Consider the following 13,768-nt stretch of genomic DNA (forward strand, 5'->3'; position numbering starts at 1 on the left):
CAAAAGAGGCCTATGCCGTTTCCGATCATCAATTCCATCGCTTCGTGGGTGCTCAAGCAGCGCATCCACCAGATCGAATTGTTCCTCAAGTACCCGCATGAAGTGCAGGAGGAATTGTTGATGAATTTGGTGCGCGACAACGAATACACGGCCATCGGCAGGCACTATGACTTTGGCTCGGTCAAATCGTACCAAACCTTTACCGACCGCGTCCCGATATCGGCCTACGAAGACCTCGAGCCGTTGATCGAACGCACGCGCAAGGGCGAACAAAACCTCTTTTGGCACAATCCGATCAAGTGGTTCGCCAAATCGAGCGGCACGACCAACGCCAAAAGCAAGTACATCCCCGTGAGTGGCGAGGCGCTCGAAGATTGCCATTACAAGGGCAGCAAGGATTTGTTGTGTTTGTATTTGAACAACAACGAGAATTCGGAATTGTTCATCGGCAAGAGCTTGCGGTTGGGTGGTTCGTCGCAAATTTACGAAGACAACAACACCTATTTTGGCGATCTGTCTGCGATTTTGATCGAAAACATGCCCATGTGGGCCGAATTCAGCAGCACGCCCAGCAACAAGGTATCGCTTATGAGCGAGTGGGAGTCGAAGCTCGCGGCCATCATCAGCCAAACCGTCAATGAAAATGTGACGAGTTTTGCGGGCGTACCGTCGTGGATGCTCGTGCTCATGAACCGCGTGCTGGCCGAAACGGGCAAAGACAACCTGCTCGAAATATGGCCCAACCTCGAAGTGTATTTCCACGGCGGTGTGGCGTTTGACCCGTACCGCGAGCAATACCAGAAAATCGTCCCCAAGAAAGACTTCCAGTACTACGAGATCTACAACGCATCCGAAGGTTTTTTCGCGATCCAGGATTTGAACGATTCGAACGATTTGTTGCTCATGCTCGACTACGGCATTTTCTATGAATTCATCCCGATGGATGTGTTCGGGACGCCCCAGCAAAAAGCGATACGGCTTTCGGATGTCGAACTGAATAAGAACTACGCCATCGTGATCACCACCAACGGCGGGCTTTGGCGTTACATGATTGGCGATACCGTTCGGTTTACGTCATTGTCGCCCTACCGCATCAGGGTGACGGGCCGCACCAAGCACCACATCAATGTGTTCGGCGAGGAACTCATGGTCGAAAACACCGATATGGCCATCGCCAAGGCATGTCAGCTTACGCAAACCCAGGTGGTCGACTATACCGTGGCGCCCGTTTTTATGAAAGGCAAGGAAAAAGGCGCGCACGAATGGATGATCGAGTTCAAGCAGAATCCCGCCGATCCCGAACATTTCAGGAAAACACTCGACGACATCCTGCAAACGTTAAATTCGGATTACGAGGCCAAGCGGTACAATAACATGACGCTCAATCCGTTGGTACTCAATATCGCGCGTCCGAATTTGTTCTACGACTGGCTCAAGGAACACAACAAACTGGGCGGACAACACAAAATCCCAAGGCTGTCGAACCAGCGCGATTACTTGGAACAATTGAAAAACCTACAAGTATTTGCCAAATGAAATGGACGATTGTATGGCTGATGGCACTGGCGTTACTGGCCTCTTGCGGCCCGCACCGGATGAAGTGCGGCCCGCGCGGGATTTGCGAAAAAAACGCGCCCGCCCCTACCATCGGGTAAGCCCATTCAAAAAAAATTTAACAACGGTGTAACATTTGATGCCGATGACGGTCTTGTAAAAATCATCATCAATCATCATCAATCATGAAATCACTACTCTTGGCACTGGCATTCCTAACGGCCGGCCACGCGCTTGCGCAACAATCCCCATCTTTAGTTTGGAACACGCAAACCAACCTGGCCTGCGAAACCGATCAAATCCAGCGAAATTTTACGCTTGAACGCACCGACGTTCCAAAAACCATCGGCTCCTACAACGTCAACGGCTGCGCATTTAAACTCGACGCGCCGCTTGAAGCCGGATCGTATGCGCTCACCGTATCGGCCATGGGTTTCGAAGCAGCGACCGTTAAGTTCGACGTCGCCGCCGATACACCGCTACCCATTACACCCGAACCCATCGTACTGCGCGAAAAAAACAACGCGCTGGCCGAAGTGACGGTGTATGGCAACAAAAAGCAGTTCGTCAAGATGGAGGCCGACAAAACAATTGTGTCGGTCAAAGAGAATCCGTTGCTGAGTACGGGCAGCACGTTCGATGCGGTCAAGAAACTACCGGGCGTGATCGCATCGCCCACGGGCGGACTCACACTCAACGGCAAAGGCGTCGCCATATACATAGACGGGGCGCCCAGCACGCTCAGCGGCACCGACCTGCAAAACTACCTGTCGAGCCTGCCGGCCAGCGCCATCGAAAAAGTAGAACTCATTTACAATCCCGGCGCGGCCTACGATGCCAATGCGAGCGGTTCGGTCATCAACATCGTCACAAGCACCAAGCGGTTGAAAGGCGTCAATGCGAGCTTTAACATCAACTACAATTTCAACAAATACCAAAAACCGAGTCCGCAGATTTTGCTCAACGGAAAGGAAAAAAGGTTGAGCTGGCAAACGATGACGGGGTACAACTACATCGAGGGCGAAAACAAGGGCCGTTTTGGGCAAACCTTTACGTCGTTTGATCCGCCAAGGGAGCTCCGCCAACAAAACCTACAGGAGATGACCTGGCGCAATTTTTACTTTAGGCTGGGCACCAACTACAAATTGTCGGACCGATCGAATTTGTTGCTCAACTACAACAACAACTTTGGCAACGACCGTGCGTTTACGCGTTCGACAGCCGTATCCGAAGACATTAACTTTTTTAACCATACACGCGGCAAGAACAAAAGCCATCTGCACGAATTGAGCCTGCAATACAAAACCAAGCTCGACACTTTGGGGCGCACGCTCGATGTGACGGCCTACGGGACGTGGTTTGGCAAGAACCCGCTTTCTGAAGCCACGGGCGCCGACTTGCGTACGGCCACCTACAGTTTCAACAACAGCGATCTGGACTTTAAGATGGCCAACTACTACCTCAAGTATGATTTTGCTTTTCCGTTCGACAAGATCGGATTCTCGGTCAATACGGGCGGTAAATATGCGATGACAAGCGTCGAGAACAACGGACGGTACAACTTTAACAGCAACGACATCCGTATTTTCGACATTCCGCTGTATACAGACCACATCGGGTTCGACTACGACGAAAGCAACCTCGCGTTCTATGTAGAAGCGCGCCAAAAGATCAAGAAGTTCTTTTTTACCGCAGGTTTGCGTTTCGAGAATTTCCATGTAGACCGCGAAGCCGAAAGAAGTTCGGGCGATCCGGTGCAACGCATTTCATTTACGAATACGAATTTGTTCCCGACCGCGAGCGCGTTGTACCAGATTGACGACGACATGAACGTCAGCGCCAATTACTCGCGCAAGATCGCACAGCCCGACTACAATTTGCTCGATCCGAACAATTCGGCAAATTTTGACCAATACAACACCTCGCAGGGCGACATGACGCTCGACCCGACCTTTTTTGACAATTACGAACTCAAATTCACGGCGCTTCAATTTGTGAGCTTGGGGGCGAATTATACGGTTTCGAAAGACAACAACCGCTTTGTGTTCAATGCGCAGCCGGGCGAATTGGTGGCCAACCAAACCGCGCAACAGTTTGAGAAAATCAACATCTTTAGCGCTTATTTGTCGTTCCCGATTCCGCTTGACTACTTTCTCAAGGGCAAGGAAGAATTCAACAAACGCATGAACACGATCGACAAGATGAACTACATTTTCATCAACACCAACTATGTCAAATCGGAGATCAAGGGGTACGACAACCCGTTGCCGAACAAGGCCATCGTCAACTTCGCCATGCAATCGCAAATCATCTTGCCGTGGGACATCACCAACACGATGAACTATTTCATCCTACCCAAAGGAACTTGGGAAATCTACCGCATCGACAAGGCGATCCAGCAATTCGACGTTTCGTTCAACAAGGATTTCCTCAACAAAAACCTTAAGATCGGGTTGCATTGTTTTGATGTGTTCAACGCCAACGAAGTCAATGCGCTGATTGCGGCGCGTAACCTCAACACCAATTTTTACCAGAAGGCCGATTCGCGCCATTTTCGCGTGTCGCTCACCTGGAATTTTGGCAACCTCAAACTCGAAAAAGACAACACCAACATCGATACCGAACGCAAAAGCCAAGGTGGCGGCTTGTTGAAATGATGATGAAACGCTGGCGTTAGGGCAGCCAACAACCGCCATTAAAAAAGCCCCTTTACGGGGCTTTGGTTTTTAGGATGCAATCTCAAGACGTTTGAGCAAATTCTTGGTCAACGCGTCTTTTGCGTAGTTCTTGTCGATCCTGAGGATTTTTTCGTCGGTACCCGGAAGGTCGTACATCGCATCGGTCAGGATGGCCTCGCAAAGCGAACGCAGGCCGCGCGCGCCGAGTTTGTATTCGAGTGCCTTGTCTACGATGAAATCGAGCGCTTCTTCGGTGATGTTGAAATCGACGTCGTCCATTTGGAACAACTTCTGGTATTGCTTGATCAGCGCGTTTTTCGGCTCGGTCAAAATCGCACGTAGCGTTTCGCGGTCGAGCGGGTCCATGTGCGTGAGCACCGGCAAACGTCCGATGATTTCGGGGATCAGGCCAAAATCCTTGATGTCTTTCGGGATGATGTATTGCAACAAATTGTCTTTGTCGATTTGGTCTGAATTCTTCGAGGTGCTATAGCCCACGGCCTGACGGTTCAAACGCTTCGAAATGATGCGCTCGATGCCATCGAAAGCACCGCCTGCAATAAACAGGATGTCCTTGGTGTTGACCTCGACGAATTTCTGGTCGGGGTGTTTGCGCCCGCCCTTGGGTGGTACGTTGACGACCGTTCCTTCGAGCAATTTGAGGAGCGCCTGTTGCACGCCTTCGCCCGATACGTCACGCGTGATCGAAGGGTTGTCGCTTTTGCGCGCGATCTTGTCGATCTCGTCGATAAAAACGATGCCGCGCTCGGCCTTGGTCACGTCGTAATCGGCGGCCTGGAGCAAACGCGTGAGGATGCTTTCGACGTCTTCGCCAACATAACCGGCTTCGGTGAGCACCGTGGCGTCGACAATGGCCAGCGGCACGTCGAGCATCTTGGCGATGGTTTTGGCCACGAGGGTCTTGCCCGTTCCGGTTTGGCCTACCATGATGATGTTGCTCTTTTCGATCTCGACATCGTCGCCCATTTGCTGTTGCATGAGGCGTTTGTAGTGGTTGTATACCGCCACCGACATCACTTTTTTGGTTTGGTCCTGGCCAATCACGTACTGATCGAGGAAACCGCGGATTTCTTTTGGCTTCTTGAGGATCAAATCGGCCACGAGCTTCGAGTTCCCGTTGGTCTTGAGCTCTTCGAGGACAATACCGTGCGCCTGCTCGATGCATTTGTCACAGATGTGTGCATTGATGCCCGCGATCAGCAGATTGGTTTCGGGCTTTTTACGGCCGCAAAACGAACAATCCAATATTTCTTTAGCCATATCTCTTTGATTTGGGTTAAATGCCGAATGTCATAAAACTGGCTTTTAGACTTTCGACTTTATGACTTTCGACTGTTTAGCTTCTTCTGAGCACTTCGTCGATCATGCCATACTCCTTGGCTTCATCGGCTTTCATCCAATAGTCGCGCTCGCTGTCCTTGTGTACGCGGTCGTACGGCTGGCCCGAATGGTGCGCGATGATTTTGTATAGTTCTTCCTTCAATTTGAGCATTTCGCGCAAGTTGATCTCCATGTCGGTGGCCACGCCCTGCGCACCGCCCGACGGCTGGTGGATCATCACACGCGAATGTGGCAACGCCGAACGTTTGCCGTCGGCACCCGCGCACAACAACACCGCACCCATAGACGCGGCCATTCCGGTACAAATGGTGGCCACATCGGGTTTGATGTATTGCATGGTGTCGTAAATACCGAGGCCCGCATAGACGCTTCCGCCCGGTGAATTGATGTAGATCTGGATGTCTTTCGACGCATCGGCGCTCTCGAGGAACAACAACTGCGCCTGTACGATGTTGGCGATCTGGTCGTCGATTCCGGTGCCGAGGAAAATGATGCGGTCCATCATGAGTCGCGAAAACACGTCGAGTTGCGACACGTTGAGCTGGCGTTCTTCGATGATGTATGGAGTCATGCCTGTAGGGGTCATCGCGCCTACGATCTTGTCGTAGTACATGGCGTTTACGCCCTGGTGTTTGGTGGCAAACTTCTTGAATTCTTTACCGTAGTTCATGGTATTTAACGTGGTGTTGAAGTGTTGGTACAATTAGGAACGGCGTCAAAACCCAATTTGACGCCGTAAATATAGGAATTTATTTTGAAAATCAGTGTCCGTACGACGCGGCGATGAAATCCTCGTAAGAAACCTCCTTCGTTTTGGCCTTCACTTTGTCTTTGAACAAGTTGAGCATCTTTTCGCTCATGACCTGGTCGGACAAGCGCTTGATTTCTTCCTGGTTTTGCAATACACGTGCTACGATGCCATCTACATCGGCATCGGTTGGATTGGTTTGCCCGAATTGCGCCATTTGTTTGCGGATCATTTGCGACGTGTAGGCCTTCAAATCGTCGAACGTGATTTGCAGGTTGTTGTCTTTCATGATCTTGCCTTCGATGAGTTGGTAACGCAAACCGTTTTCAGAACGGTTGTATTCTTCTTCGGCCTGTGCGGCGTCGAGCGGGGTTTCGCCTACGGTTTGGATCCACTTTTTAAGAAACGTCGACGGCAATTCGAATTGCGTGGTTTGCAAAAGCGACTCGGTCACGTCGTTGAGGAACTTTTGGTCGGCTTGCTGTGCGAACTGACGCTCGGCATCTTCCTTGATTTTTGCCTTGATTTCGTCGACAGAACCCACATTGCCAGGGCCGAACAATTTGTCGAACAACTCCTGGTTGAGCTCGGCCGGCTCGGTTTGCGTGATTTCTTCGATCTTGAAATCAACGTCGATGTCAAGCCCGTGCACATCGTCGTGGCCCAATTTGAGGTAGTCCATGAGTTTGTGGTCGTCGTCGAACAACCCTTTGGTGTTGACGGTCACCACATCGCCTACTTTTTTGCCGAGGAATTTATCGGCCTCTTTTTTGTTCTTGAAAATATCGAGCGAAATACGCGTCGGGCTTTCGATGCCGCGCGCTTCATTGACAAATGTTCCCGAAATGTCGTCGCCATTCTCGACGGTGTCCTTGGCATTCATCTTGCCGTATTGTTTGCGGATGCGCAACACCTGGTCGTCGAGCATTTTGTCGTCGGCGAACACTTTGTATTGTGTCAGGTTCTTGACGTTGTCGAGGCTGACTTCGAACGATGGCGCCATGCCCAATTCGAATTCAAATTTGTAGTCTTCGGCCTCCCAATCGAAACCTTCGTCGATTTTTGGCAGCGGATTGCCCAAGATGTCGAGTTTTTCCTCCGACAAATATTTGTTCAGGTTTTCTTGCAAAACCTTGTTGACTTCTTCGAGTAAAACCGCCTTGCCGTATTGTTTTTTGATCAGGCTCATTGGGACAGCACCTTTGCGGAACCCAGGAACGGCGGCACTTTTTGAATAATTCTTCAATACTTTTTCGACCTGCGGCGCATAGTCGGCTTTCGAAACCTCGACCGTAACGATGGCGTTGAGGGCATCGGTATTCTTTCTGGTGATATTCATCTTTTTACATACTAAAATTGGGTTGCAAAATTAGTACATTTTTACAACCCAACCAAGTTTTTAACCTATTGTGTGAAATTGGGCCGAATCAGTCTTTTTGCCCTGAAAGCGAATACATTATCGATTGCAAAATCGACAGGATGATGCTGAACAACAACGCCGTCCAAAACGATTTGACCTCAAATCCGGTGACCAATTCGGTACACAGCAAGATGATCAGCGCGTTGATGACCAGCAAAAAAAGCCCAAACGTGATGATGGTGACCGGCAACGTAAACAAAATCAACAGTGGCTTGACAAAAATGTTGAGCAACCCGAGCACGACGGCCACAATCACCGACGTCATAAAACTGTCTACGACCACGCCGGGCATGAAATGCGCAATCACCATGACCAGCAGCGATGTAATCAAGATTCTTAGTAATATCCCCATAATTTTGAATTGTTAGCTACCCAAAGTTACGCAAATACCGCCGAAATTCCCGTTCACGGCGCATAATTGTTAAATGTATTTTGCGTCAAAAAAAGTGTGTCATTAATCCTTACCTTTATTGCTTTAACAACCAATTTGTTACGCCTATGAAAAAATTTCTACTCTTTACTTTATTGACCTGTTTTGAACTCACGGCTCAGGATTTTTGGGCCGAAGTTGTTCCGTTCAGCGATTTGTCGACGCACTATCCGAGCGAAATCTCGGCAGTAGACGATCAAGTCGTTTGGGTCAAAGCCAGCCCCCATACGGTGGGTTATTTTCGGTTCAGCATTTCGACCGATGCGGGTGCTACCTGGACCGAGGGCGACATCAACCTCAGCGGCCCTACGATGGGCGTTGGAAACCTACACGCCGTATCGGCCACCACGGCCTATGCCATAGGCATCCCCAGCGACCCGTTACTGGGCGGCGGCGTATGGGTCACAAGGGATTCGGGTGCGACTTGGGAACAGCAAACCACGGGACTCGTCGGTCCCGCTTTGAGCCTGGTTCATTTTTTTGATACAGAAACAGGACTGGTCGTTGGCGACCCGCAAGATAGCGGTTTCGAGATTTTCACCACGACAAACGGCGGTACCGCATGGAGTCAGGTAGCCGCGGCGAACATCCCTCCTCCATTAGATGGCGAGTATTCTTATACCTCGGTTTTTGAAGCGCGCGACACGCATTTTTGGTTTGGCACCAACATGGGAAGAATCTATCATTCAACCGACATGGGCCAACACTGGACGGTAGCGCAAAGCCCTATTCCTGATTTGGGCGCGGCATTGGCTGGTGGCTCATTTGCGTTTAAGAATGGCAACGACGGCATCCTCATCGACAAATTCAATGCGATGTGGAGAACCCACGACGGTGGCGCCACCTGGAATCCAGACACCTATAGTGGCGTACTGCGCAATGCCGAAGTGGTATACATCCCGGAAACGGCCAATGCTTTTTTCTCATGGGGTTCCGATGCCGATGATATTTTGCGCGGCGGGTCTTATTCTCTCGACGACGGCAGCCTTTGGAATGATTTGAATGTATTGGATGCTAATCCGATCATCCCTATCGACGCGGTATTCAAAAGCAACACCGTCGGCTTTTGCATTGGGCTGCCCCAAAGCAACAGTGGTGCCATCGCCCGCTTTTACCGATTGGATGACCCTGCCGGTCTTTTGAATACCCAGAAATATGAAAGAAATATTGGGTTATTTGCCGCACCCAACCCCACATCGGACGTAGTGAAACTTTCAGGACACGCGATCCAATCGGTGATTGTCGGCGACCTCTCCGGAAAAATACTTTCCAAACGGGATTTCGAACCGATGGACGAAGTGGATTTGGATTTGTCGGCGTACCAAAGCGGCGTTTATCTGGCAACCATCCAAAACGAAAAAGGCGGACAAACAATAAAGATCGTCAAAAACTGAAAGAAGCCCTCGAATGAGGGCTTTTCTATTTCAAAAACGCAACCGTCTTCTCAAAAAACGCCGTAGGATTTTCGGCGTGCAGCCAATGTCCGGCGTTGGAGATGGTTTCTATTTGGGCCTTCGGGAAATGGTACGCGATCTCGATTTCGTCTTGCTGGCCGATGTAACCCGACTTGTCGCCGCGCAAAAACAGTGTCGGTTTGTCGAAATGTGCATCGGAGGGCAACGGCTGCCCGATGTTTTCGATTTGGCGCTGAAAGACCGGCAAGTTGAACCGGAACCCGAGCTGGCCTTCCTCGACCCAATACAGGTTTTTCATCAAAAATTGACGCGTTCCGAAATCGGGGATTTGCGGCTTGAGGATTTCCTCGACGTCGTTGCGCGAGGGTTTTTTAGAAAAGTCGACGGCCGAAAGCGCCGACATGATGTCCTGGTGGTGCGGCGCATAGTACCGCGGCGCGATGTCGGCCACGACCAGCTTGTGCAGCAGTTCCGGATGCGTCATCGCAAAAAACATCCCGACCTTGCCGCCCATCGAATGCCCAATCAAATCGATGTTTTGCAATTGGTGCTCCTGGCAATAATCGTACACGTCCTGCACCATCGCGGCATAGGTAAATTCATCGGAATGGAAACTGCGGCCGTGGTTGCGCAAATCGATGGCGTGTGTCTCGAAACCTTGCGCGGCATACTGCGTGGCGAGTGTTTTCCAGTTGTCGGACATACCCAGGTAGCCGTGTAAGATCAAGAGTGGTTGGCCTTGGCCTTCTATTTTGGAGTGAAGTGTGTTCATGGTTTTTTGGGATTCTGAACTTGTTTCAGAATCTATGGTTGCACGGCTCTTGGTACAGATTCCGAAACAAGTTCGGAATCCCCAACCCGCTATTTCAATTTATTCAAATACATATTCACCACATTCTCAAGCCCCAGGTAAATCGCCTCGGCAATCAGCGCGTGGCCGATAGACACCTCCAAGAGCCCTGGAACATTCTGCTTGAAAAATTGGATGTTGTCGAGGCTCAAATCGTGCCCGGCATTGATGCCCAAATCCAATTCGACGGCTTTTTCGGCGGCCTTGACATAAGGGTCGATGCCTTTGCGGTTGCCCAGCGCGTACTGGTGCGCAAAACTCTCGGTGTACAATTCGATGCGGTCGGTACCGGTGGCTTTTGCCCCTTCGACCATCTCCTCTACTGGATCAACGAAAATAGAAGTGCGGATGCCGTGCCGTTTGAACTCGGCAATGACATCCACCAAATAATCTTGGTGTTTGATGGTGTCCCAACCCGCGTTGGATGTGATTGCGCCAATCGCATCGGGCACCAACGTCACCTGCTCGGGCTTGGTCTCGAGCACCAAATCGATGAAATTGTGCTGCGGATTGCCCTCGATGTTGAATTCGGTATAAACGATGGGCCGCAAATCGCGTGCATCCTGGTAGCGGATGTGCCGTTCATCGGGCCGCGGATGCACCGTGATGCCGTGCGCACCAAAGCCCTGGATGTCGTTGGCTGCCTTTAAAATATCGGGCACATTGCCGCCGCGCGCGTTGCGCAGGGTGGCCAGTTTGTTGATGTTGACGCTGAGTTTGGTCATGGCTTGTAGGTTGAAATGTGAAAACTGACACAAAAATACGAAGTTCGCGCGGCGCTTTGGCCTTTTTTTGATTATTTTGCATCAAGAATTGACACCCATGACCGAGCTAAAAGACTACCTCAACAACGACATCCGACCTATCGACAGCCGCGAGACCGTGGCCAACGTACAGGATTTTTTTGCAGACCTCGCCTTCTCGCATTTTCCGGTGGTCGAGGAGAGCATCTATGTGGGCAGTTTGTCGGCCGAAGACGTCGAAACGTTTGATGCCCAAAAGCTCGTGGCCGATTACCGCTACACTTTTGACAGTTTTTTTGCGCGCACCAACATGGTTTGGCTCGACGTGCTCGAGGTATTCGCCAAGCACAGCACCAACCTGGTGCCGGTGCTCGACGAGACGAACAAATATGTGGGGTATTACGAGATTGGCGACGTGATCCAGTTCTTTAACGAAACGCCTTTTCTCAAGGAGCAGGGCGGCATCATCGTCATCAAGAAAGGCGTACTCGATTTTTCGATGAGCCAGGTGGCACAAATCGTCGAGAGCAACAACGGCAAAATACTGGGGCTTTTCATTTCGCAGGCCGAAGCCGATGCGGTGGAGATTACCGTTAAGATCAGTCTTGGTGCGATGAACGAAATCATCCAGACCTTTCGCCGGTACAACTACGAAATCATTTCGGAACACCAGGAAGACACCTACATCAACAATTTGAAGGAGCGCTCGGATTATTTGGACAAGTACTTGAATATTTAAAGGTTGAATCGGTTAATCGGTTAATCGGTTAATCGGTTAATCGAATACGATTAAACAACAAAACGGTTAAACGATTAAACTTTTTCAATGAAAGTCGCCATTTACGGACAATACTACCAAAACTCCACCGAGCCCATCATCAGGGACATTTTTGTGTTTTTCAACAACAACGGTGTCGAAATGGTCATCGAGGCGAACTTCCTCCAAATGCTGTATGAAAAGCAGCTCATCAAAAAAGAATACAAGACTTTTGCGTCGCACACCGAGCTCGATTCGAGTTTCGACATGATGATTTCGATTGGCGGCGATGGTACGATACTGCGCGCGACCACGCTCGTGCGTGACTCAGGCATCCCCATCCTGGGCGTCAATGCAGGACGTCTCGGTTTTTTGGCATCGGTACAAAAAGACAACATCGAGCAATTCCTGCGGTTTGCGGTCGAGAAAAACTACAAAATTTCGAAGCGCAGCATGCTGGCCCTTCATTGCGAGCCTGAAATAGAGTCGATATCGGCGATGAATTTCGCGATGAACGAAGTAAGCGTCAGCCGCAAAGACACCACCTCGATGATCACGATCGAAACGTTTCTCAATGGCGAATTCCTCAATTCGTATTGGGCCGACGGACTCATCATTGCAACGCCCACGGGCTCCACAGGCTATTCGCTCAGCTGCGGCGGACCGATCCTTACCCCCGACGCCAACAGCCTGGTCATCACCCCTATCGCCCCGCACAACCTGACGGCGCGACCGCTCGTGATTCCGGACGATACCGAAATCAAACTCCGCGTGACCGGACGCGAGGAGCATTATCTGGTATCGCTCGATTCGCGCATCGCCTCGATCGCCAAGGAATCGGTGCTCACCGTGCGCAAGACGCCGTTTTCGATCAACATGGTCGAAATCCCGGGCGAAACCTTCCTCAAAACGCTCCGGCACAAACTGCTTTGGGGCGAAGACAAGCGAAATTAACACCGATTTCTGAACTTCGGTTATACCAAAACGCGCAAAACTGTCGTTTTCCTACCGGCCTTTTGGGCCAAAAAGCCTGTATTTACTAACGTGAATATAATTGAAATAAATACCGATTTGCATACCGGATTGGTGTTCAGAATTGTTATATTTGCACGCTATTTTCGAATCGATGAATAGATTTTTGATTGTTGTATTCCTGTTGTTCGGTGCCACCGCCGCCAAAGCGCAAATCCACGAGATTGGCGTGTTTTTGGGAGGCGCAAATTACATAGGCGAAATTGGCGGTAATTCGCATATTTCGCCGCGTGATCCGGCAGCGGGGATTTTGTATAAATGGAACCGAAGCCCTAGACATTCATGGCGTTTTTCGCTCATGCACGGCCGTGTTTCTGCCGACGACGCCGATTCGAAGGCGCCCGCACGCAAGTTGCGCGACCTGAAATTCGAGAACGACATCACGGAACTTTCGGCCGGATTGGAGTTCAATTTTTTTGATTTCAACCTACACGAATCAGAACCCAAGATTACGCCGTTTGTCTACACGGGTTTGAGCTACGCCTTTTACAAAGGATTGTTTTTTGTAGGCGACGAGCCGCGTTCGGATTCATCGCACGGTACGCTGGCGATCCCGATGCTTTTGGGCATCAAAGGACGTTTGCTGCCGCATTTGGTGGTGGCCGTAGAATCGGGGGCGCGTTTTACGCTGGCCGATGACATCGACGGAAGCAACCCAACCAACGACAACCTGGCCCCAATGCGGTTCGGGAACCTGAACAGCAAAGACTGGTATGTATTTACCGGCATAACGCTCACGTATACTTTTGGAAATAAACCTTGTTATTGCGCGGAATAAT

Annotated in this window: 12 protein-coding genes; 6 read left to right on the top strand and 6 right to left on the bottom strand. The window is 50.5% G+C overall.

Annotated elements, in window-relative coordinates:
• Window positions 1-12 precede the first annotated feature (12 nt).
• Both BLP55_RS10480 and BLP55_RS10485 read left to right on the top strand, forming a co-directional pair.
• On the top strand, window positions 13-1,536 hold the full coding sequence (locus BLP55_RS10480; RefSeq protein WP_091143335.1) for a GH3 auxin-responsive promoter family protein: 1,524 nt from the start codon (window positions 13-15) through the stop codon (window positions 1,534-1,536).
• A gap of 203 nt (window positions 1,537-1,739) precedes the next feature.
• Complete coding sequence (locus BLP55_RS10485) at window positions 1,740-4,211, top strand: TonB-dependent receptor domain-containing protein (RefSeq protein WP_091143339.1); 2,472 nt, start codon at window positions 1,740-1,742, stop codon at window positions 4,209-4,211.
• A 69-nt stretch (window positions 4,212-4,280) separates the two neighbouring features.
• On the opposite strand, the gene clpX is transcribed toward BLP55_RS10485, so the two are convergent.
• From clpX to BLP55_RS10505, 4 genes are all read right to left on the bottom strand, one after another.
• Complete coding sequence (gene clpX / locus BLP55_RS10490) at window positions 4,281-5,513, bottom strand: ATP-dependent Clp protease ATP-binding subunit ClpX (protein ID WP_091143342.1); 1,233 nt, start codon at window positions 5,511-5,513, stop codon at window positions 4,281-4,283.
• A gap of 76 nt (window positions 5,514-5,589) precedes the next feature.
• Complete coding sequence (gene clpP / locus BLP55_RS10495) at window positions 5,590-6,264, bottom strand: ATP-dependent Clp endopeptidase proteolytic subunit ClpP (protein WP_091143526.1); 675 nt, start codon at window positions 6,262-6,264, stop codon at window positions 5,590-5,592.
• A gap of 91 nt (window positions 6,265-6,355) precedes the next feature.
• Window positions 6,356-7,681, bottom strand: a complete 1,326-nt coding sequence (gene tig / locus BLP55_RS10500; RefSeq protein WP_091143346.1) for a trigger factor — start codon at window positions 7,679-7,681, stop codon at window positions 6,356-6,358.
• An 88-nt stretch (window positions 7,682-7,769) separates the two neighbouring features.
• Window positions 7,770-8,114 carry a phage holin family protein gene (locus tag BLP55_RS10505; RefSeq protein ID WP_091143349.1) on the bottom strand — a complete coding sequence of 115 codons (345 nt, stop codon included), beginning with the start codon at window positions 8,112-8,114 and terminating at the stop codon, window positions 7,770-7,772.
• A gap of 146 nt (window positions 8,115-8,260) precedes the next feature.
• Here BLP55_RS10505 and BLP55_RS10510 point away from each other — a divergent pair, with 146 nt between their 5' ends.
• Complete coding sequence (locus tag BLP55_RS10510) at window positions 8,261-9,586, top strand: T9SS type A sorting domain-containing protein (protein ID WP_091143353.1); 1,326 nt, start codon at window positions 8,261-8,263, stop codon at window positions 9,584-9,586.
• Window positions 9,587-9,611: 25 nt separating this feature from the next.
• Here the strand turns inward: BLP55_RS10510 and BLP55_RS10515 are convergent, their stop codons facing one another.
• Together BLP55_RS10515 and BLP55_RS10520 are read right to left on the bottom strand one after the other, a co-directional pair.
• Complete coding sequence (locus BLP55_RS10515) at window positions 9,612-10,379, bottom strand: alpha/beta fold hydrolase (protein ID WP_091143356.1); 768 nt, start codon at window positions 10,377-10,379, stop codon at window positions 9,612-9,614.
• A gap of 89 nt (window positions 10,380-10,468) precedes the next feature.
• Window positions 10,469-11,182, bottom strand: coding sequence for a pyridoxine 5'-phosphate synthase (locus BLP55_RS10520; protein ID WP_091143360.1), 714 nt, complete (start codon window positions 11,180-11,182; stop codon window positions 10,469-10,471).
• A gap of 97 nt (window positions 11,183-11,279) precedes the next feature.
• On the opposite strand from BLP55_RS10520, the gene BLP55_RS10525 reads away from it, so the two are divergent.
• The 3 genes from BLP55_RS10525 (at window position 11,280) to porG (ending at window position 13,767) form a co-directional block, all read left to right on the top strand.
• Complete coding sequence (locus tag BLP55_RS10525; protein ID WP_091143364.1) at window positions 11,280-11,939, top strand: CBS domain-containing protein; 660 nt, start codon at window positions 11,280-11,282, stop codon at window positions 11,937-11,939.
• An 87-nt stretch (window positions 11,940-12,026) separates the two neighbouring features.
• The gene (locus BLP55_RS10530) at window positions 12,027-12,911 is read left to right on the top strand and encodes an NAD kinase (RefSeq protein ID WP_091143368.1); all 885 of its coding nucleotides are present in this window, start codon (window positions 12,027-12,029) and stop codon (window positions 12,909-12,911) included.
• Window positions 12,912-13,083: 172 nt separating this feature from the next.
• The gene (gene porG / locus BLP55_RS10535; RefSeq protein ID WP_091143371.1) at window positions 13,084-13,767 is read left to right on the top strand and encodes a type IX secretion system protein PorG; all 684 of its coding nucleotides are present in this window, start codon (window positions 13,084-13,086) and stop codon (window positions 13,765-13,767) included.
• The last annotated feature ends 1 nt before the right edge of the window (window position 13,768 follow it).

Origin of the sequence: Flavobacterium caeni, from assembly GCF_900101895.1 — a bacterium.
In the GTDB taxonomy this organism is placed as follows: Bacteria; Bacteroidota; Bacteroidia; order Flavobacteriales; family Flavobacteriaceae; genus Flavobacterium; species Flavobacterium caeni.